18 protein-coding genes and 3 pseudogenes are annotated in these 18,438 nt (G+C 66.5%); 8 read left to right on the plus strand and 13 right to left on the minus strand.

The window, feature by feature from the left end; all coding sequences use genetic code 11:
• Positions 1–267: pseudogene (locus QJR12_RS05215) on the minus strand (hypothetical protein); the annotation flags it as partial.
• Between the two features lie 112 nt (positions 268–379).
• Between QJR12_RS05215 and QJR12_RS05220 the strand changes: the two are divergent.
• Both QJR12_RS05220 and QJR12_RS05225 read left to right on the plus strand, forming a co-directional pair.
• Positions 380–1,351: an aldo/keto reductase gene (locus QJR12_RS05220; RefSeq protein ID WP_300579647.1), complete on the plus strand. Its 972-nt coding sequence runs from the start codon at positions 380–382 to the stop codon at positions 1,349–1,351.
• Positions 1,352–1,410: 59 nt separating this feature from the next.
• The gene (locus QJR12_RS05225) at positions 1,411–2,253 is read left to right on the plus strand and encodes a glycoside hydrolase family 16 protein (RefSeq protein WP_300579648.1); all 843 of its coding nucleotides are present in this window, start codon (positions 1,411–1,413) and stop codon (positions 2,251–2,253) included.
• Between the two features lie 86 nt (positions 2,254–2,339).
• Here QJR12_RS05225 and QJR12_RS05230 read toward each other — a convergent pair whose 3' ends face one another.
• The 7 genes from QJR12_RS05230 to QJR12_RS05260 all read right to left on the minus strand — a co-directional run bounded on the left by QJR12_RS05230 (position 2,340) and on the right by QJR12_RS05260 (position 7,004).
• Positions 2,340–3,008: an arsenate reductase ArsC gene (locus QJR12_RS05230; RefSeq protein WP_300579649.1), complete on the minus strand. Its 669-nt coding sequence runs from the start codon at positions 3,006–3,008 to the stop codon at positions 2,340–2,342.
• 194 nt (positions 3,009–3,202) lie between these two features.
• The gene (locus QJR12_RS05235; protein WP_300579957.1) at positions 3,203–3,592 is read right to left on the minus strand and encodes a hypothetical protein; all 390 of its coding nucleotides are present in this window, start codon (positions 3,590–3,592) and stop codon (positions 3,203–3,205) included.
• 26 nt (positions 3,593–3,618) lie between these two features.
• Complete coding sequence (locus tag QJR12_RS05240) at positions 3,619–3,861, minus strand: hypothetical protein (protein ID WP_300579650.1); 243 nt, start codon at positions 3,859–3,861, stop codon at positions 3,619–3,621.
• 16 nt (positions 3,862–3,877) lie between these two features.
• The gene (locus QJR12_RS05245; protein ID WP_300579651.1) at positions 3,878–4,432 is read right to left on the minus strand and encodes a hypothetical protein; all 555 of its coding nucleotides are present in this window, start codon (positions 4,430–4,432) and stop codon (positions 3,878–3,880) included.
• A 117-nt stretch (positions 4,433–4,549) separates the two neighbouring features.
• On the minus strand, positions 4,550–4,771 hold the full coding sequence (locus QJR12_RS05250) for a hypothetical protein (protein WP_300579652.1): 222 nt from the start codon (positions 4,769–4,771) through the stop codon (positions 4,550–4,552).
• 136 nt (positions 4,772–4,907) lie between these two features.
• Complete coding sequence (locus QJR12_RS05255) at positions 4,908–5,627, minus strand: lipase family protein (protein ID WP_300579653.1); 720 nt, start codon at positions 5,625–5,627, stop codon at positions 4,908–4,910.
• A gap of 291 nt (positions 5,628–5,918) precedes the next feature.
• The gene (locus tag QJR12_RS05260) at positions 5,919–7,004 is read right to left on the minus strand and encodes an S-(hydroxymethyl)mycothiol dehydrogenase (RefSeq protein ID WP_300579654.1); all 1,086 of its coding nucleotides are present in this window, start codon (positions 7,002–7,004) and stop codon (positions 5,919–5,921) included.
• Between the two features lie 131 nt (positions 7,005–7,135).
• Between QJR12_RS05260 and QJR12_RS05265 the strand changes: the two genes are divergently transcribed.
• Both QJR12_RS05265 and QJR12_RS05270 read left to right on the plus strand, forming a co-directional pair.
• Positions 7,136–7,960: a serine hydrolase domain-containing protein gene (locus QJR12_RS05265; RefSeq protein ID WP_300579655.1), complete on the plus strand. Its 825-nt coding sequence runs from the start codon at positions 7,136–7,138 to the stop codon at positions 7,958–7,960.
• Between the two features lie 114 nt (positions 7,961–8,074).
• Positions 8,075–8,587 carry a DUF3145 domain-containing protein gene (locus QJR12_RS05270; protein WP_300579656.1) on the plus strand — a complete coding sequence of 171 codons (513 nt, stop codon included), beginning with the start codon at positions 8,075–8,077 and terminating at the stop codon, positions 8,585–8,587.
• On the opposite strand, the gene QJR12_RS05275 is transcribed toward QJR12_RS05270, so the two are convergent.
• Positions 8,568–9,503: a diacylglycerol kinase gene (locus QJR12_RS05275; RefSeq protein WP_300579657.1), complete on the minus strand. Its 936-nt coding sequence runs from the start codon at positions 9,501–9,503 to the stop codon at positions 8,568–8,570. The genes QJR12_RS05270 and QJR12_RS05275 overlap by 20 nt on opposite strands.
• A complete protein-coding gene (locus QJR12_RS05280) occupies positions 9,500–11,080 on the minus strand; it encodes an FAD-binding oxidoreductase (RefSeq protein ID WP_366526293.1) in 1,581 nt (526 codons plus the stop codon). The genes QJR12_RS05275 and QJR12_RS05280 overlap by 4 nt, the downstream gene beginning before the upstream one ends.
• Positions 11,081–11,228: 148 nt before the next feature.
• Here QJR12_RS05280 and QJR12_RS05285 point away from each other — a divergent pair, with 148 nt between their 5' ends.
• On the plus strand, positions 11,229–12,773 hold the full coding sequence (locus QJR12_RS05285; protein WP_300579659.1) for a glycerol-3-phosphate dehydrogenase/oxidase: 1,545 nt from the start codon (positions 11,229–11,231) through the stop codon (positions 12,771–12,773).
• 77 nt (positions 12,774–12,850) lie between these two features.
• On the opposite strand, the gene QJR12_RS05290 is transcribed toward QJR12_RS05285, so the two are convergent.
• Positions 12,851–14,077, minus strand: a complete 1,227-nt coding sequence (locus tag QJR12_RS05290) for an IS110 family transposase (protein WP_300576469.1) — start codon at positions 14,075–14,077, stop codon at positions 12,851–12,853.
• Between the two features lie 367 nt (positions 14,078–14,444).
• Between QJR12_RS05290 and QJR12_RS05295 the strand changes: the two genes are divergently transcribed.
• On the plus strand, positions 14,445–14,615 hold the full coding sequence (locus QJR12_RS05295) for a hypothetical protein (RefSeq protein ID WP_300579660.1): 171 nt from the start codon (positions 14,445–14,447) through the stop codon (positions 14,613–14,615).
• An 87-nt stretch (positions 14,616–14,702) separates the two neighbouring features.
• On the opposite strand, the gene QJR12_RS05300 is transcribed toward QJR12_RS05295, so the two are convergent.
• Both QJR12_RS05300 and QJR12_RS05305 read right to left on the minus strand, forming a co-directional pair.
• The gene (locus QJR12_RS05300) at positions 14,703–15,116 is read right to left on the minus strand and encodes a hypothetical protein (RefSeq protein ID WP_300579661.1); all 414 of its coding nucleotides are present in this window, start codon (positions 15,114–15,116) and stop codon (positions 14,703–14,705) included.
• 155 nt (positions 15,117–15,271) lie between these two features.
• A pseudogene (locus QJR12_RS05305) lies at positions 15,272–15,478 on the minus strand (acyl-CoA carboxylase subunit beta); the annotation flags it as partial.
• A gap of 171 nt (positions 15,479–15,649) precedes the next feature.
• On the opposite strand from QJR12_RS05305, the gene QJR12_RS05310 reads away from it, so the two are divergent.
• Both QJR12_RS05310 and QJR12_RS05315 read left to right on the plus strand, forming a co-directional pair.
• On the plus strand, positions 15,650–16,300 hold the full coding sequence (locus tag QJR12_RS05310; protein ID WP_300579662.1) for a TetR/AcrR family transcriptional regulator: 651 nt from the start codon (positions 15,650–15,652) through the stop codon (positions 16,298–16,300).
• Between the two features lie 228 nt (positions 16,301–16,528).
• Positions 16,529–18,147: pseudogene (locus QJR12_RS05315) on the plus strand (FAD-dependent monooxygenase).
• Positions 18,148–18,438: the final 291 nt, after the last annotated feature.

Below are 18,438 nucleotides of genomic sequence, written 5' to 3' on the forward strand. Positions count from 1 at the left end.
CCTCGGATGAGGCAACGAATCAAACCTCGCGGGCATCTTGACGTGAGGCAACAGGGGGACCCCGGCAAATGGGCCGCGCAGATTCGGGTCGGTGGCTTGCCTGTCGGCCGCCTCGTCGAGGCGACGGACGATCGCGTTCAATCGGGGGTTGACCGCATCGGCGCGCCGGCGCGCCAAGGCCAGGAGTTCGGCCGGGGTGACCTGCTTGCTTTCGACCAGTTCGGCCAGCGCCGTCGCATCGTATGACAGGTATTCGTCGAGATGCATTGGCCGATCTTATGGCCCGGCGCCGGCCGGTCGGGGTCGGCGGGCGCGAACGCTGCGGTTCCGCGGGCGTTCGGCGCCGGGCGTGCTCGGCCGGCTCGGTACGGTGGTCGATATGAAGTACCTGGACGTCGAAGGAATCGGAAAAGTCAGCCGGATCGGGCTGGGCACTTGGCAGTTCGGCTCGCGCGAGTGGGGCTACGGCGAGCGCTATGCCTCCGGTACCGCCCGCGACATCGTCCAGCGGGCTCTTGCGTTGGGGGTGACGCTGTTTGACACCGCCGAGATCTACGGGCTGGGCAAAAGCGAACGGATACTCGGCGAGGCGCTCGGCGACCGGCGTGGCGAGGTTGTGGTGGCCAGCAAAATCATGCCGATCGCGCCGTTTCCCCCGGTGATCAGGCAGCGGGCGCGCGCCAGCGCGCGTCGGCTGCAGCTGGAACGCATCCCCCTCTATCAGATCCACCAGCCCAACCCGGTGGTCCCCGACTCGGTGATCATGCCGGGAATGCGCGACCTGCTCGACAGCGGCGTTATCGGCGCGGCCGGCGTCTCAAACTATTCCCTGTCCCGGTGGCAGCGGGCCGATGCCGCGCTCGGGCGTCCGGTCATCAGCAACCAGGTCCATTTCTCTTTGGCACATCCCGGGCCGCTCGACGACCTCGTCCCTTTCGCCGAGCGCGAGAACCGTGTCGTGATCGCCTACAGCCCACTGGCGCAAGGACTGCTGAGCGGCAAGTACGGTCCCGACAACCGCCCCGGCGGTGTTCGCGCGCTCAACCCCCTGTTCGGCACCGAGAACCTGCGCCGGATCGAACCGTTGCTGGGCACGTTGCGTGACGTCGCGGCGGAAATGGATGCGAAACCGGCGCAGGTGGCGCTCGCCTGGCTGATCAGCCTGCCGGGCGTGGTCGCCATTCCCGGGGCGTCCAGTGCGGAGCAACTCGAGTTCAACGCCGCCGCCGCAGACATCGAGCTGAGCGCGGAGTCACGCGACGCGCTCACCGATGCCGCCCGCGCGTTCCGGCCGGTGTCGCCGCGGCGTTTCCTCGCCGACGTGGCCCGCGAGAAGCTCACCCGTCACTGATCGGGCTCGAACGCTGGGACGCCCTGCGCGCTGACGGCCCGCGTGGTTTCATTCGAAACATGCCCGAGATGGACCGACGCAGCCTGATGGTGACGATGGGGATCGGCGTCTTGGCGACCGCGATCGGGGTCCCGCGCGCCCGGGCCTACCCGTCCGCGCCGGCGGATCGACGGCCCCCGCCCGCCGCGCCGCCCGGCGCTACCGCGGGTACCTATCTTTTTCAGGATGAGTTCGACGGACCGGCCGGATCCGCCCCGAATCCATCGAAGTGGACGGTGGCGCGGGCCCGGGAGCCGATGAAAAATCCGACGTTTTGGGAGCGACCCGAGAACGTCGGGCAGTATCGCGACGACCGCCGAAACGTGTTCCTCGACGGCAACTCCAACCTGGTACTGCGCGCCGCAAAAGACGGCAGAACCTACTACAGCGGCAAAGTGCAAAGCGTGTGGACGGGCACTGTCGGCCACACCTGGGAAGCCCGGATCAAGCTGAACTGCCTGACCGCGGGTTGCTGGCCCGCCTTCTGGTTGGGTAATGACGACCGCGGCGAAATCGATGTGCTCGAGTGGTACGGCAACGGCAACTGGCCGTCGGCGACCACCGTCCACGCAAAGGCCAACGGCTCGGAGTGGAAGACCCATAACCTTTCGCTGGACGGCGCCTGGCACACGTGGCGATGCCAGTGGGACGCGGCCGGTATCCGCTTCTGGCAGGACTACGTGGACGGCGCGCAACCGTATTTCGACGTTCCGGCGAACTCCCTGCCGGACTGGCCGTTCAGCGACCCGGGCTATCGGATGTTTACGGTTTTCAATCTCGCGGTTGCCGGCTCGGGTGGGGGTGATCCCAGCCCGGGCAGCTATCCGGCGGACATGCTCGTCGACTGGGTGCGTGTCTGGTGAAACGGGGTGACGTTTCCGCCGTGACGCTCGTGCACCACCCGTGAGCAGAACGAATCACGGACCGATGAAGCGGGTCGGCGGTCCGCTCAGTCGCGGCAAGGGAGCCCGAGGTCGGCGATCAGCCGGCGAACCTTTTGTTCGATGTCATCGCGGATATCCCGCAGGGCCGCCATATCCTTGCCGTCCGGGTCGTCGATGACCCAATCTTGATGTTGAAACCCGGGCCCGGTTGGGGCATCGGCGCAGCCCATGGAGGCGATCAGGTCGGCAGCTTCCACGATCTCGTCGGTCCAGGGTTTCGGGTACTCACCGCTGATGTCGATGCCGCGCTCGGCCATCACGGCGACCACAGCGGGATTGACCTCGCGTTGGGGCTGCGATCCGCCGGACCACGCCACCGCCTCACCGCCGGTGAGGTGGTTGAAAAAAGCCATCGCCATTTGGGATCGGCCGGCGTTGTGGTTGCACAAGAACAACACGACGGGCTTGTCGTCGCCGGACTTACCCTCCACCTTGGCCAGGGCGCGAAGTCGCTGGCGGGTGAAGCGCTCCGCCAGCAGCGCCAAAAAGTCGTAGACGGTCGCGCCCGCGGCGACCTTGTTGTACGAGGAGTACACGAACCGTTCGATGGTCTGCACGTCGAAGGTACCGTCGAATTCGGCGTGCAGCCGTGCGGCGGCGGCTTTAAGCGCCCGGCGCTGGTCGAGGGACAGCTCGATATGCAGCCCGGGCTCGGTGTCGGGTTTAAACGTCATCGCCGGGCATTTCGTGGTCGGGGGACGCCAGATTCGGCCGCCATTGGGTTAATCGTCGCCGCAGCCGATCCGCTCGTCAAATGCAGCGGCGTTGCGGGTTGGCTTGCCCGGTTTACAGCACGCTCCCGGGCGCCGTGACCCGGCTTTGCCCGCGGGGCGGGCGGGTGCGCGCCAACCCACGCCACAGCGGGCAGCTACCAGCGGACGAGCCGGAACGCGTAGGTGTCGGTCCCTCCCGGCGTGCCGCCGCAGCCCGCGTCGTACCTGGATTCCACCGAACCGGTCAGCGTCAGCGCATCCCAGGTGTAGGTGTCATGCGAGGGCAGGAAATAGACGACGCAGCGCACCCCATCGGGCACGTCGACGCTCATGGTGTAGCGACCGTCGGCCAATTGGGCGTTCCCCTCATAAGGCGCCGCTTGCCCGTTGGGCTGCGGCACCGCCTGCACGTGAACGCATTCCGGTGAGCACGGTCTGATCTCCCAAATCCAGGCATGTCCCGGATCCCGGTCGGTTTGAAGCGCGTAGTTGCCGATCTGCATGCCCGCTCGGGCAGCGGGCGCAAGCGCCACCGCCGCTGCCATTACCACAACGCTCAGTGTCAACGTCTTCACGGGTTGTCCTTCGCTTGTCCGCGCAACGGCTTGATGTCGTGCTTCTGCCCGCAGCACCCCACGTCGGATAACCGGTTCAGCTGTTCCAGGAGCTGGTGGGCCTCCAGGTACGCCGCGGCGGTGAATGCGTTTTGGCACGGCATTTTCCGGAGCTTCGCGGCCGCGCGCCCGAGTCGCACCAACACATCGCCGACATCCGCCTCGGGAATGTCGACCGTGGTGCCTCGATAGTTCCTCACGATGCACTGAATCGCCTTAGGGAGCCGTTGGGGGTCCGGGGTCGCGCCGTCCGCCAGCAGATAGGGCAGCTTCCAGGTGCGCGTGTCGTTCGCTGTCCAGGGTGAGCCACACCCGGGGGCGCAGCCCCCCGCTGTGGACGTCGGCCGCGTACAGCAAGGTGGCATCGCTGACCGCCACGGCCGAGACGCGCTGATCCGCAGCGTAGCGACGCGCTTGCAGGAGGGCCGCCTCAATCGCTGCGCGACGGCCGGTCAGCGAGCCCGGCCTTTTGACCTCCAGCACGAGCCGCTTGAAGCCCAACCGGGCCAGCACGATATCGGCGAATCCGCGGGTTCCTCCGACCTGCAATTTGACGTCTGCTACCGGCCAGTCGAGGACGGTCGTGAACATGTCCTCGAGGATGTTTTCGGCGACCCTCTCCACCGGTCGCCCGATGCCGGCCTGGTTGAGCCGTCGGCGGCGCTCCTCGGCGAACCCGGGCCAGGCGAGGCGAATACGGTCAACGCACTTGCGATATGCCGCGAGGCCCCTATAGCAGGCATCTTCAGCGGTGCCGGCGTGCTGCTGCATGCGTTGAGGGTACGCACACACTGCCGGATTTCGGGGCGTTATGGGTGGCGGATCCCGCCACCACCGGACGGGAAACAACCGAATCGACCGATTGGTGAAGTAAAGCCCGCCACACCGCTAATCGAAGTCTGGGCCAATAGACTGATCCGACGGTTCACCGGGCCGATGGTTGGGCGCGGCCGCGAGGTGCTCCCAGGAGGTCGGGGAGTAGTAGTCCGACCAGCGACCCGCCGTTACGTAGTGAACCGCCAGCACCCCACCGGGAAGGAAATCGTAAATGTCACCGTCGCCGCGGTCGAGCGGGTCATCGCTGCTGCGGAGCCACACCTTGAACGCCATATCCAACGAGTATGGCGTGCCGGCGAGAATGGGGTGCGGTGCACCCCGGGAGGAGGCCGGCACGCCAACACCGGCCCGGATTGGACGACATGGCATTGGACGACATGCCGGCTGAGTCACGGGGGGCGCTAGGGGTCTAAGGCTGGCACCTGGTTTCAAGCGGTATCGGTGGTCCACCGGATTGACGTGACAAAAGATGCAGGTACGTCACGAGGGAGTGTTCGCATCCGGGAGTAAACTTCACCAAAACCTTTGGGGGAGGAGGTAATAGCAGAATCGGGTTCAGCTCATATGGATTGAGCACGTGTTTGTAGTCTGGGGCAGGGGGTAGTGCCGGGATGATGTCCAGGCGGTTCGCGATCCGGTATGAGTTCTTGACCAGCTTGTCGAAGGTGCTTGCAAAGCGCGGATCCCCGACGCGCGGACTGCCGTAGGAGTATACGGTCGGCTCGCTAAAGCCGGTGTTCGCCGCGACGTCGAGGGCGAGCAGCGTCGCAAGGGCACCTCCCAGGCTGTGCCCGCAAATCGTCACCGAGCTGACCGGACGGGGAAACGACAGCGTGGTCAATGCGCTGACCACGGGAGGAGAATTCGGTGCAGTTCCGGTTTTGAGGGACTCATACATGGCGGTGAAGCCGTCTTCCGTCCGGCCGGCTCCCGCCAGGAAAGGGCATGGTACCTGCTGGAATTCGAAGTCATGGATCCACTCCCAGATGCCTTCGGTGCCCCGGATGGCGATTACCACATCACCGGCTTGATTTGCCTGGCAGATCAGCCCGATCGAAACGTCATCCTCGCCGCGGGAGGGATTAATGTCGGTCGCCAGATCATTGGCATAGATCGTCGTGATCACCATATAGGCCACACCCTCAGCCCTTAACTGCTGACCGGCTGCATTTGTCAAGTCGTTTGGCGGTTTCCGGTAAGCGGCGCCCACGAGTTGGCCGAATTCTATTGCCTTATTTACATTCATTGTGGCTGGTGCCGGCAAAGCCCCTCCCTCCCCGGCCGCTTCGGATGTCACCCGCATACTACGCCGCTGCGTCCCGCGGAAGCGTAGCTGGCCCAGCGGAATCGAGTTCTCCACTGCCACTAGTGAGTTCGAATATCCCGACGATACGTCAGTGACCATACGGCCGGTGGGTCGTTATAGCATCACCACCGAGCGCAAGACTTTGCCAGTCTGCATTTTGCGGAACGCCTCCTCAATGTCAGCGAGTCCGATGCGTTCGGTGACGAAGTCTTGCAGTGGAAGCCGGCCTTGCAGATAGAGGCTGATGAACGTGGGAAAATCGCGTTCGGGCAGGCAATCGCCGTACCACGATGATTTCAAGGCGCCACCGTGGGAGAAGATATCCCGCAGCGGCATCTCGATGCGCATTTCGGGCGTGGGCACCCCCACCAGCACAACCGTTCCGGCGAGATCCCGCGCGTAGAAAGCCTGCTCCCAGGTTTCGGGGCGGCCTACGGCGTCGATCACCACGTCGGCACCGAAACCGTCGGTGAGATCCCGAATCGCCGTAACGACGTCGGATTCGTGCGCGTTGACGGTGTGGGTGGCGCCGAACTTGCGGGCCCAGGCGAGTTTGGTGTGGTCGGTGTCGACCGCGATGATCCGTGTGGCCCCAACCAGCGCCGCGCCCGCGATCGCGGCATCGCCGACACCGCCACAGCCGATCACCGCAACGGTGTCGCCACGGCTGACCGCACCGGTGTTCACCGCGGCACCCAGGCCGGCCATCACTCCGCAACCCAGCAAGCCGGCCACCGCCGGGTCGGCTTCGGGGCCGACCTTGGTGCATTGACCGGCGTGCACCAGTGTTTTGTCGGCGAACGCACCGATGCCCAGCGCCGGGGTCAATGCGGTGCCGTCGGTCAGTGTCATCGGCTGGTCTGCGTTGAAGGTGTCAAAGCAATACCACGGCTTGCCGCGTTTGCAGGCGCGGCACCGACCGCATACCGCACGCCAGTTGAGGACCACAAAATCGCCCGGTTGGACCGCGGTCACCCCCGGCCCCACGGATTCGACGGTGCCCGCGGCTTCGTGGCCCAGCAGGAACGGGTAGTCATCGGTGATGCCGCCCTGGCGGTAGGTCAGGTCGGTATGGCAGACACCGCACGCGGCGATATCGACGACGGCTTCACCGGGCCCAGGGTCGGGGATGACGATGTCGACCAGTTCAAGCGGTTCGGCTTTCTTACGGGCAATCACCCCGCGCACCGTCGAAGGCATAGTCTCCAACGTAGCCCGGCGGTGAGTTCGCTCCCCTGGTGCCAAGGCTTCAACCCGGAGCGCTCGCGCGGCGCGTCGTTCGCCGCTAGCGCGGCACGCACCGTCGCCACCCGGAGGATAGGCTGCACCCGATGGCTGCCCTCGACGCCCTCGATGACTGGCCGGTCACGGCCGCCGCGGCCGCCGTGGTGGGGCCGTCCGGTCCGCTGGCAACCCACGGCGACACCGGGCGGGTGTTCGCTTTGGCGTCGGTGACCAAACTGCTGGTTGCGCGGGCGGTGCAGGTCGCGGTCGAGGAAGGGGTGTTCGATCTCGACACCCAGGCCGGTCCGCCCGGGTCGACGGTGCGTCACCTGCTGGCGCACGCGTCCGGACTGGCGATGCACTCCAATCGGGTGCTGGCCAGGCCGGGCGTGCGCCGGATGTATTCCAACTACGGCTTCACCCTGCTGGCCGAGGCCGTGCAAGAGGCATCGGGCATCGAGTTCACGCGTTACCTGGCCGAGGCGGTCTTCGACCCGCTGGGCATGACCGCGTCCCGGCTGGACGGCGGGGCTCAAGCGGCGGGATTCGGCGCCACCTCGACGGTGACCGACCTGGTGGCGTTCGCCGGCGATCTGCTGAGGCCGTCGACGGTGTCGGCGCGGATGCATGCCCAGGCGATCGCGGTGCAGTTTCCCGGTCTGGACGGTGTGCTGCCCGGCTACGGCGTGCAACGGCCCAACGACTGGGGGCTGGGATTCGAGATCCGGGACGCCAAGTCGCCGCACTGGACCGGCAGGACCAACTCGCCCCGGACTTACGGCCACTTCGGCCAGCAGGGCAGCTTCATCTGGGTGGATCCGGACCTGGACCTGGCGCTGGTGGTGCTCACCGATCGTGATTTCGGTGAATGGGCGCTGCCCTTGTGGCCGGCACTGTCCGACGCGGTGATAGCCGAAACCGCCCCAGACTAGCGCAACAGGGGTATCAAGAGGCACAATAGGCACGTAAGACACAACTTCATCGCATCTGCTCGTCGGTTTCGCCGGGTCGTAGGGGAAGACGTCCTGGAGCCGAAGGAGCAACAGATGTGCGCGTCGTACCAATTCGCCGATGTGACCAGCGGCGTGGTGTATATCCACGCCTCACCCGCGGCGGTGTGCCCGCATGTGGAGTGGGCGTTGTCGTCGATTCTGCAGGCCAAGGCGAACCTCCAGTGGACCCCGCAGCCGGCGATGCCCGGACAGTTGCGAGCGGTGACCAACTGGGTGGGGCCGGTAGGCACCGGTGCGCGGTTGGCCAACGCGTTGCGCTCGTGGTCGGTGCTGCGCTTCGAGGTCACCGAGGATCCCAGTCCCGGTGTCGACGGGCAACGGTTCAGCCACACTCCGCAATTGGGCCTGTGGAGTGGGTCCACAAGCGCCAACGGGGACATCATGGTCAGCGAGAACCGGCTGCGGGCGATGATGGCGCAAGGTCCTGACGTGCTTGCCGCCGAACTGGATTCGGTGCTGGGAACGGCCTGGGACGAGGCTCTGGAGGCGTATCGCGACGGTGGCGACGCCGGTCAGGTGAGCTGGCTCAGCCGGAGTGTGGGGTAGCGGGGCGCAGAATCTGCAACGCACCCGGGACCGCGTAAATCTCGGCGGGCAGCCGGCAGGCGTATTCGCCGTCGGCGTAGACGTTGATGCCGGCCGATTCGATCTCGGTGGACGTGGTGCGTGCCGTGCGCACCTCGTCAAGACCGACATGAGTGCCGTTGAAAACGGTGGGAAATAAGCGGATCAGCCGGATCCGTGAAGGGCAGCGCACCATGGTGATGTCGAGTCGGCCGTCGGCGTGGTCGGCGTCGGGACAGATCAGCATGCCGCCGCCATAGCTGCGGGTATTGCCGACAGCCGCCAACGTGAGTTCGGTGACGATCTCTTGACCGTTATCGAGCGTGAGCCGAAACGGCAGCAGCCGCAAGTTCCGGAGTTCGGCGAGCATCGCCAGGTTGTACCGCATCCGTCCGCGGGGCCAGCGCATTCGGTTGGCGCGGTCGGTCACCAGCGAGTCGAACCCCGCAGCCGCCACGGTGCCGAACCACTTGACCACACCGCTGCGATCACAAATCCGCCCCAAGTCCACGGTTTCAGTCCAGCCGTCGGCGATGATGTCGGCAGCAGCGTCGGGATGCTTGGTCGGGAGCCCGAATTCGCGAGCATGGTCGTTACCGGTGCCTGCGGGCACGATGCCCAACGGGATGTCGGTGCCCGCCAACGCTTGCAGCGCGTCGGAGATCACACCGTCACCGCCGGTCACCACCAGGGCGTCGGTGCCGCGCTCAAGGGCTTCGTCGATCAGGAGACGCGCGTGATGCGCGTCGGTGCCGGCGATTTCGGCGACACCCACACCGCGCTGCCGCAATCGCGCGATCGCGGCGTGCGCGGCCCGCGGGGCCTGGCCGCGGCCCGATACCGGGTTGGTCAGCACGGTCACCTGGCCGATCTCCCGCCGCCGCAGCTGCCCGGTCACGGGATCAGCTTGCCGGGGTTGAGGATTCCCGCGGGATCCAGGGTCGATTTGACGGTTCGCAGCAGGCGCACGCCCAGCTCACCCACCTCCCGCGCCATCCACGGCCGGTGATCGGTACCGACCGCATGATGGTGGGTGATGGTGCCCCCGGTCGCCATGATCGCTTCCGATGCGGCCGCTTTCGCCGCGCGCCACTGCTCGATCGGATCGCCCCGCTGCGCGGCGACCACGGTGAAATACAGTGCCGCGCCGGTGGGGTACACGTGCGAGATGTGGCACAGCACCAGCGCCGCCGTGCCGGATTCCGCCAGCGACGCGGTGAGCGCCGCGGTGACGGCCTGCTTGAGCGCGGGAATGTTCGACCAATACGTCGCGGTTTCCAGGGTCTCGCACAAGGCGCCCGCGGCCAGCAGTGAGTCGCGCAGATACGGCGCGCTGAACCGGCCGCGCTCCCAGGCCCGTGCCGGTGCCTCCCCCAGCGAGCTACCGCCGTGGGCGGCCAGCAGGGCAGCCGTCTCGGCATGCCTGCTTTCGGCGTGCGCCCGGGTGCCCTCGAATACGGTGACGGCCAGGCAGCCGCCGGTGATCCGCTGCTGCCCGATCGCGTCGGTAATGGCCAGGTTCACCCCGGTTTCCGCCTCATCGGAAAGCCGGATGACCGTCGGGCCCGCACCGGCCTGGGTGACGGCACGCAACGCCGCGGTCCCGGTCGCAAAATCGGGAAATGCCCACGCCTGGTATCGAATGGTTTCCGGCACCGGGTGCACCCGCAGCCGCACCCGGGTGATGACCCCGAAGGTGCCTTCGGACCCGATCAGCAGCTCACGCAAATCCGGGCCGGCGGCCGATTCCGGTGCTCGGCCCAGCTCCAGCACGCCGACAGGGGTGATCGCCCGCAGCCCGCAAACCATGTCGTCGAATCGGCCATAGCCGGCCGAGTCCTGGCCCGAAGACCGGGTTACGGCGAAACCCCCGAGGGTGGCGAACTGAAAGCTCTGCGGGAAATGCCCCAACGAGAAGCCGTGTTCCCCGAGCAGCCGTTCGGCCTCGGGGCCGGTGACGCCGGCACCGAATTCCGCTACCGCGGAGACCTCGTCGAGAGCCAACAACTCATCGAAGCGCCGCAGGTCCAGCGCGACTACGGCGGTGAACCGGCCCCGAATCGGATCGAGTCCGCCGACCACGCTGGTGCCGCCGCCGAACGGGACGACCGCGATGCCGTGGTGTGTGCAGTAGCGCAGGATAGCCGCGACGTCGTCGTCGTTTCCGGGAAGCAGCACCGCATCGGGAGCATCCTGTTCGCCGGAGTGCTTGCGTCGCAGCAGGTCCAAAGTCGACTTGCCGCCAGCGTGCAACAGCCGATCGCGGTCGCCGACCCGGCAGTAGTCGGCTCCGAGCATCGCGGTAAGCGCGTCGCGATCGGTCGGCGACAACGCCGAGGGACGCAACCGCACCTGCTCGGGGTCGAGTTCCGGGGGAGGCGAATCCGGCACGCCCAAAGCCTCTTTCAGCAACGACCTGATGCCGTCGGAGAGCGGGACGGCCGCCGCCGGATCACCCCACGCGTTCCACTTCATCGGCGGCAGCAGTTCCTCGCGGCTGACCATGCGTTACAGTATTACCCGCGCCAGCCGGCCGGGACGCGAGTGCCGACTGCCCAGCCGCCCCACCCCGCGGGTACCGTGCAGCCGAGACTGGACGCGACCCGCTTGACTCGCTGAACGGATGTTCGTTCCGATGCGCACCGCACTCAATGCGGCACGGCGAACCGCCGAGCTGACCGCGCTGGCCGATGGCGAGCCCCTCGATGTCGTGGTGATCGGTGGCGGCATCACCGGCACCGGCATCGCGCTGGACGCCGCCTCACGGGGCCTGCGGGTGGCGTTGGTGGAGAAACACGACCTGGCGTTCGGCACCAGCCGATGGAGTTCCAAGCTGGTCCACGGCGGCTTGCGCTATCTGGCCACCGGCAACGTGGGCATCGCCCGCCGCAGCGCCATCGAACGCGGGATCCTGATGTCGCGCACCGCTCCTCACCTTGTTCACGCGATGCCGCAGCTGGTGCCGTTGCTGCCGTCGATGGGACGTGGGCAGCGGGCACTGGTGCGCGCCGGGTTTCTCGCCGGCGACGTGTTGCGCGCGCTGGCGGGTACCCCGGCGGCGGTGCTGCCGCGTTCGCGCCGCATCGCGGCGCAAGAAGTCATCGGCATGGTTCCCGCGGTGCGGCGCGACGGCCTCGAAGGCGGCTTTTTGGCCTACGACGGCCAACTTGTCGACGACGCCCGGCTGGTCATCGCGGTGGCGCGCACCGCCGCGCAACACGGCGCCCGGATTCTTTCGTATGTGGCCGCGTCCGAGGCCACCGGGACCTCGGTCCGGTTGACCGATCAGCGCGGCGGCGGATCGTTCGAGGTGTCCGCGCGTGCGGTGATCAACGCGACCGGGGTGTGGGCAAGCGAGATCGATCCGCACCTGAGGCTGCGGCCGAGCCGCGGAACCCATCTCGTCTTCGCTAGCGGCTCGTTCGGAAATCCGGTCGCGGCGCTGACCGTTCCGATTCCCGGTGAGCGCAACCGCTTTGTGTTCGCCATGCCCGAACAGCTGGGCCGCGTCTATCTCGGGTTGACCGATGAAGACGCACCCGGCCCGATTCCCGATGTGCCGCAGCCGACGCCGGGCGACATCGCTTTTCTGCTCGATACGGTGAACACCGTGCTGGGCACGCCGCTGAACGCCAGTGATGTCATTGGTGCTTACGCGGGTCTGCGGCCGCTGATCGACACCGGCGACGGCCGCAGCGCCGACGTGTCGCGCCGGCATGCCGTGGTGGAATCGCCGTCCGGCGTGATCAGCGTGGTCGGCGGCAAGCTGACCGAATACCGGTATATGGCACAAGACGTGCTCGACCGCGCTATCGTCTGGCGTCGCCTGGATGCCGGAAAATGCCGGACGCACCACCTGGCGTTGATCGGCGCGCCGGCCAACCCGGGGCCGGCGACGCGGCCCGTCGCCAGCCTGCCGGCCTCGCTGGTCGCGCGCTACGGGGCCGAAGCCGCCAACGTCGTCGCGTCGGCCACCTGCGAGCGGCCCACCGATCCGGTCGCCGAGGGCATCGACGTGACCCGAGCCGAGTTCGAGTACGCGGTGACCCACGAGTGCGCGCTGGAGGTCGGCGACATTCTCGATCGCCGCACCCGCATCGGTCTGGTGGCGGCGGATCGTGAGCGGGTGGTCGGTGTGACGCAGGAGTTTTTGGCAATGCTGGGCTAACCGGCTAAACGAGTTGGGGAGCCGGCTCGGACGCGAACGAGCGGCATCGGGTGAAAGACATCTCAGGAAGTTGAAAGTCAAGCCGTGAGTGGGAGAGGAGGTGGAAACGCCCGGTGTTCGTCGTAGGGCTGGCCGGTTTGCAGGCAGTGGTGAAGCTGGCCGAGGAACTTGTTGAACAGGTGCCGTTGGGCTTGGCGGTTCCAGTCTCCGGCCGCGCGGCGGGCGTCGTAGTGGCGGCGGGCTCCCGGGGAGCTGCGCAGCGCGGCCAGCGCCCAGATCGACCCGACAGTTGCCAGGCGCCGGTTCTTGATATGGCGGTGTGTCACTATGGTTTTCTTGCCGCTGGCTCGGGTGATGGGGGCGGATCCGGCGAAGGCCTTCAATCCGCGGGCGTCGGCGAAGCGGGTTCGGTCGTCGCCGATCTCGGCCAGCACCCGGGCGCCGGCCAGCTTCCCCAGCCCGGGAAAGCTGGTGATGATCTCGGCGTCCGGGTGTCGCTCAAAATGGGCGGTCGCCGCCTCAGTCAACTCATCAGCGGCGGCGCTGGCGGCCTGGAACTGGCGCAGCAGCGCCGTCAGCTGAATGCCCATGGCGTTTTCGACTGCGGGCGGCTGGTGCAGGTAGGTGCCGGTGAACACCGCGCGCAGCCGCTCGACGTCGCGGTCGAGGTCGCGGCGGCGGCCGGCTTTGATCAGCAGTCGGCGCAGCCGCGCCGGGGTCAACCGGGCAGCCTCGGCGGGAGTGGGTGCGGCGGCCAGGATGGCGCGGGCATCGGCGCGGGCCAAACCCCCGCTGGGCAGCCCGGCAAAGGCGATGATCGCGGCCGGGTAGAAGTCCTTGAGCAGGTCACGGATCTGGTTGCCGATCTGCTGGCGCGCCCACACCGCGTCTTGCTGAGCCCGGGCCAGCACCCTAATGGCCTGGGCCAGCTCGGTGTCGGCAGGCAGCGGGCGGTGCGCGTCGGGGTCGGTGCGCACCATGTTGGCCAGCAGCACCGCGTCGGTGGCATCGGATTTGGCCCCCGACAGCGCATACCGCGCCCGATAGCGGGAGGCCGCCAGCGGGTTGATCGGATAGATCACCCGACCGGTCTCGCGCAGCGCAGCGACCCACAGCCCGCGGTCGGTTTCGATCCCCACCGGGATCGGATCATCGGCGGTGTCGCCGGCATCGGCCAACAGCGTCAACAGCTGGGCGAAGCCGGCCGCGTCATTGCTGACCCGTCCGCGCGCCACCACACGCCCGTCGTCGTCGACGACCGCGACATCGTGATGATCAGTGGCCCAATCAATTCCACAAAACAGTGCCAAGGCATCCCTCCGGTACTCGGTGATTGTGTTGTCCCCGGCGGAGTTGTGCGGCGCCCTAATCGCAGGACTCGATGGTCCGTCATCTCAGTAGCCGTCCGTGACTCCAGCCCACCGCGAGACCTCGTTCTATCGAAGAGCTCAAGGCTCGGGAACAACCATCAGGAAGTCAACCCCGCGGCAAGCTCGGGCAACAGCATCCCACCACCCACACACGTGACCTGCCGCCAGGCGCGCCGCTCTTTCACAAGGCGTCGAACGCCGGGAGACACCAGGCATCAACCCGGCGGCAGACCCCGCCAGAAACAGACCCCGGTCAACACGACCAGCACCCATCCCTACTAACCGATTAGGAGGCAGTATCGTGAACGCGGCCCAGGAGCGGAACGAGACGGCGCAGGAGCTGTACATAGCGATCAGGGCTGAGCTTGGCAAGCTCAAGCAGTTCAGCGGCTCGAGCACCAACGAGATCGAGAAATTGGCTCACGCGTACGCGATGGTCTCAGAGGCCATAGCGTCGTCGCATCCCGGCTGAACACCGGCAAGCCGGACCGGGGGGCCCGGCTCCTGGTGCGCACGACGCCGTATTTCAGGGTGTCGCGGATTTCATCGGTCGGTCGTGTCACCGCGGCGAGGGGCGGCCCCAGGGGCCCACCCTGCGATAGCTGACGATCATGCCGAGTGCGATAACGAACTGAATCAAGCCGATCATGCCGGGCAAAACGACGTACCAGACCGGCCCGTGGTGCGGCCTCAGGCCGATCAACTGCATGGCCATCTCGCCCGCGCGCAGCACCCCGGCCAGAAACACCAGGAGAATGAGCCAAAAGGTCCATCGCCAGCCGCGAATCACGCCGATCGACAGCGTTGCGAGGACCGCCGTCAGGATCACCAGCGACGGCACCTCACCCTTTTGAGAGTTACCGGAGAGCTTCAGCAGCTGGTCATACTGCGGCCGGGCGACCAGCACCATGGCCGCAATTATCATCCAGTAAGCCGTGAAGAGAGCCAGCACTAACACCTTGAGCCTGGTCATCGACACCTATCCTCACTTGGCCGTGCCCGCTGCTTCGTTGCTTATGTGGGGGCGTGAATGATCGTACGCCCCGAGACGGTGCGGGCCGGAGCATAGCTCACGCTGATGTTTTGCCGGTGGCTCGCCTCAGGACCGGGGCGCAAGACGCCGGAGGCCTACAGCGGGATGTTCTTGTGGCGGCCGCGGCGCGGCGGAGCCGTGGCCAGTGCCTCGGTGAGCTTGCTGCGGGTGTGCGCGGGGTCGATCTTCTCGTCGACCACACCGATCTCGATGGCGCTGTCCACACCTCCGGCGATGCGCTCGTGCTCGGCGGCCAGCTGCTCGTGCAGCGCCTCCCGCTCATGCTCGGGTGCGGCGGCCAGCGAGCCGCCAGCGCCGGCCACCACGGGCTTATGCGCAGGGGAGGCCCACGAGTCGTTTGCCCGGCATGATCGAGAGGCCGGGCACTCATCTATGTCTATGCGGCGAGGTTCCCGGCCCGAGTATAGTGAAACGGAACCGTCGCGTCTCGGTTTGAATTGGGGGATATGGTCATGAGTACCGACAGCGTTCGAAGCGGCCGGGCCGCGCGTACGCCACGCCGACCATCGGGGAAAAATCCGGGACGCTTCGATCGCTCTCTGGATGGCGCCATCCTGGATGCGGCGCTGAAGGGGCTGGGCGAACTTGGCTACGACCGGATGAGCATGGACGACATCGCGTCCCGCGCCCGCGTGGGCAAGGCCGCGATCTATCGGCGCTGGCCGTCGAAGGCCGCGGTGGTGGCCGAGGCGATCGCCCATTGGCGGCGGGGACTTGGGCCGGTGCAGGCTCCGGATACCGGCAGCCTTCGTGGTGACATCGAAGCGCTGGTTGCCGCGGTACCTGACTACGATGAAGCCGCTCTGAGCACGATCAAGGTGATTGTCGGGGCGGCGACGGCGGCAATGCACCATCCAGTTCTGGCGGCGGCGCTGGATGATCTCGTGCTCTCCACCCCCCGTCGGATCATCAGGACGGTCCTCGACCACGCGGTAGCCCGAGGCGAGATTCCCGCCGGCCGCGATTTGACGCTTCTACCCGACGCGCTCTTGGGCCTCAACGTACTGCGAGTGCTGACGGGACGGCCGATCGATCGTGTCTACGTCCGGCGTGTCCTGGAAGAGCTGATTCTGCCGCTCGCGACCGCCGATCCTCCCAACTAGCGCGCCCCGGAGCGACCGGCCTGACTTCGAGAAGTTGCGCGCGGCCGCAATTCGTGCCAGTCTTAACGCGGAACGGAACCGATACGTTCCGCAAATATCGACCAGTGCCGACTGGAAGCGAGTCAGCCTCATGGAGCCCCGCAACCTGTTTGTTTGTTTGCTGAGAGCGGCGCTGGCGATACGGCTGCATCCCGCTGGCGTCACCGAGTCCGTGGAGGGTAGATGAGGATGAACCTCACGCGTGTCCCTGTACTCATCGTCGGCGCGGGCGCCGGAGGCCTTGCGACATCCGCATTGCTCGCCCAGCACGGCGTTCGCTCACTGCTGGTCGAGAAGCGGCGCGAGGTCTTCATCTACCCGAAAGCCCGCAACCTGAGCTTCCGCAGCCTGGAGATCCTGCGGCGTCTGGGGCTCGGTGAGGAGATGCATGCCGTCGCCGAGCATGTTTCGGACCTGGTCGTCAAGCCAACGCTCAACAGCGCCGAAGTAGAACCGGGCATGAACATCGACGCCATCTTCGCGCCCTTCGAGGACTCAGCCCCGAGCCGTCCGCGCAGTATCTACCCCAGAGCCGACTGGAGCCGATGCTGGCGGCCGAAACCCGCCGGCATGGCAACGAAGTTCGCTACGGGGCGGAGTTGTCGTCGTTCGACCAGGACAACGACGGTGTGACAGTGGTTGTGCGCAACCGGGATTCGGGCGCAGCAGAAACGATACGCGCGGACTATCTCGTCGCCGCCGACGGCGTGCACAGCCCGGTGCGAGACTCACTTGCCATCGCCACTTCCGGGTACGGCGCGGTGCCGATCTTCGTCGTCTTCATCTACTTTAAGGCGCCTTGGCGGAAGTTCGTGCCGCACTTAGGGGATGGGGATGGCGTACAAGTCAAAAACGCTGATGTGGAGGGCATATTCCTGGTCGTCGAGGGCGACTTTGGCATATTCATCACCACCTACTTCCCCGAGAAAGGCCAAACTGCCGCGCAGTTCACTCCGGAGCGGTGCGCGGAGATACTGATTAAGGCAATCGGCGAACAGATCGACCTGGAGATTGCCGACGTCGCTGCGTGGCAGCCATACGAGCGGGTAGCCGACCAATTCCAATGCGGGCGAGTCTTTCTCGTCGGCGACGCCGCGCACACGATGCCGCCGTTCAAGGCCGGGGGAGCAAACACGGCCATCCAAAGCGCAGACAACCTGGCCTGGAAGCTCGCCGCCGTCTTGAACGGCGTGGCCGGACCCGAGCTGCTCAGTACGTACCACACCGAGCGCCATCCGGTCGGCCGCTTCAACGCTCGCCAGTCGCTCACTGGTCCGTCACTTGCCTTTCTGCGGTTGGACGAGAACCGGCCGCAATTGCCGCCGGAGGAGGAGGAGCCGATGTTCGCGCTCCTCATCGGCTACCAATACCGGTCGGCCGCGGTCGTGAGTGATGAACCTGCGCTGGCTGACCCGGACGCCGTATCGCTGGTTGAGGAATTGCGCGGACAACCCGGTACTCGGCTGCCGCACGTCTGGGTGCGCCGCGACGGAAAGGAGGTTTCGACTCTCGACCTGCTCGGCTCCGGCTTTACCCTGTTGACCGGCGATGACGGCGCCCCATGGGTCGACGCCGCGGCGTCGGCGTCGGCAGCGTTGGGCGTCCCGATCACTGTCCATCGCATTGGTCCCAACGGCGACGCCGTTGATCTCGACGGCGCATGGGCGGCGACCACCGGCCTTGCTCCAGGCGGAGCACTGTTGGTGCGCCCGGATGATTTCGTCGGATGGCGCGCGGACAAGCTGCCCGCTGGCCCGGAAAGCGGACTGCGTAAGGTGCTGTGTCAGATTCTCGGTCGGATGCGATGACCGAGTCGACGTGCCCGAGCGATGCTGGGCCTGGACAACCTGATGTTCTCGGTCGACTAGCCGCTGCAGGACAACTTCGCCGCCATGGAATTTCTTGAGCAATGTGGGCTTTCGCCCGAGGACAAGGAGCGTTTCGCTCACGGCACCGCGGAAAGCCTTCTTGGGCTTGATAGTCGGCCAAGCTGTGCCAACGCCTCGAGGAACGGCGTCGGCGACGTGTGGTACCGGTTGCGGAATCGTGCCACGTCCAAGCGGGGCAGGGCGCTGATTTCGGTACTCGTCAAGTAATGG

The organism is Mycobacterium sp. (genome assembly GCF_029961025.1).
Taxonomy (GTDB): Bacteria; Actinomycetota; Actinomycetes; order Mycobacteriales; family Mycobacteriaceae; genus Mycobacterium.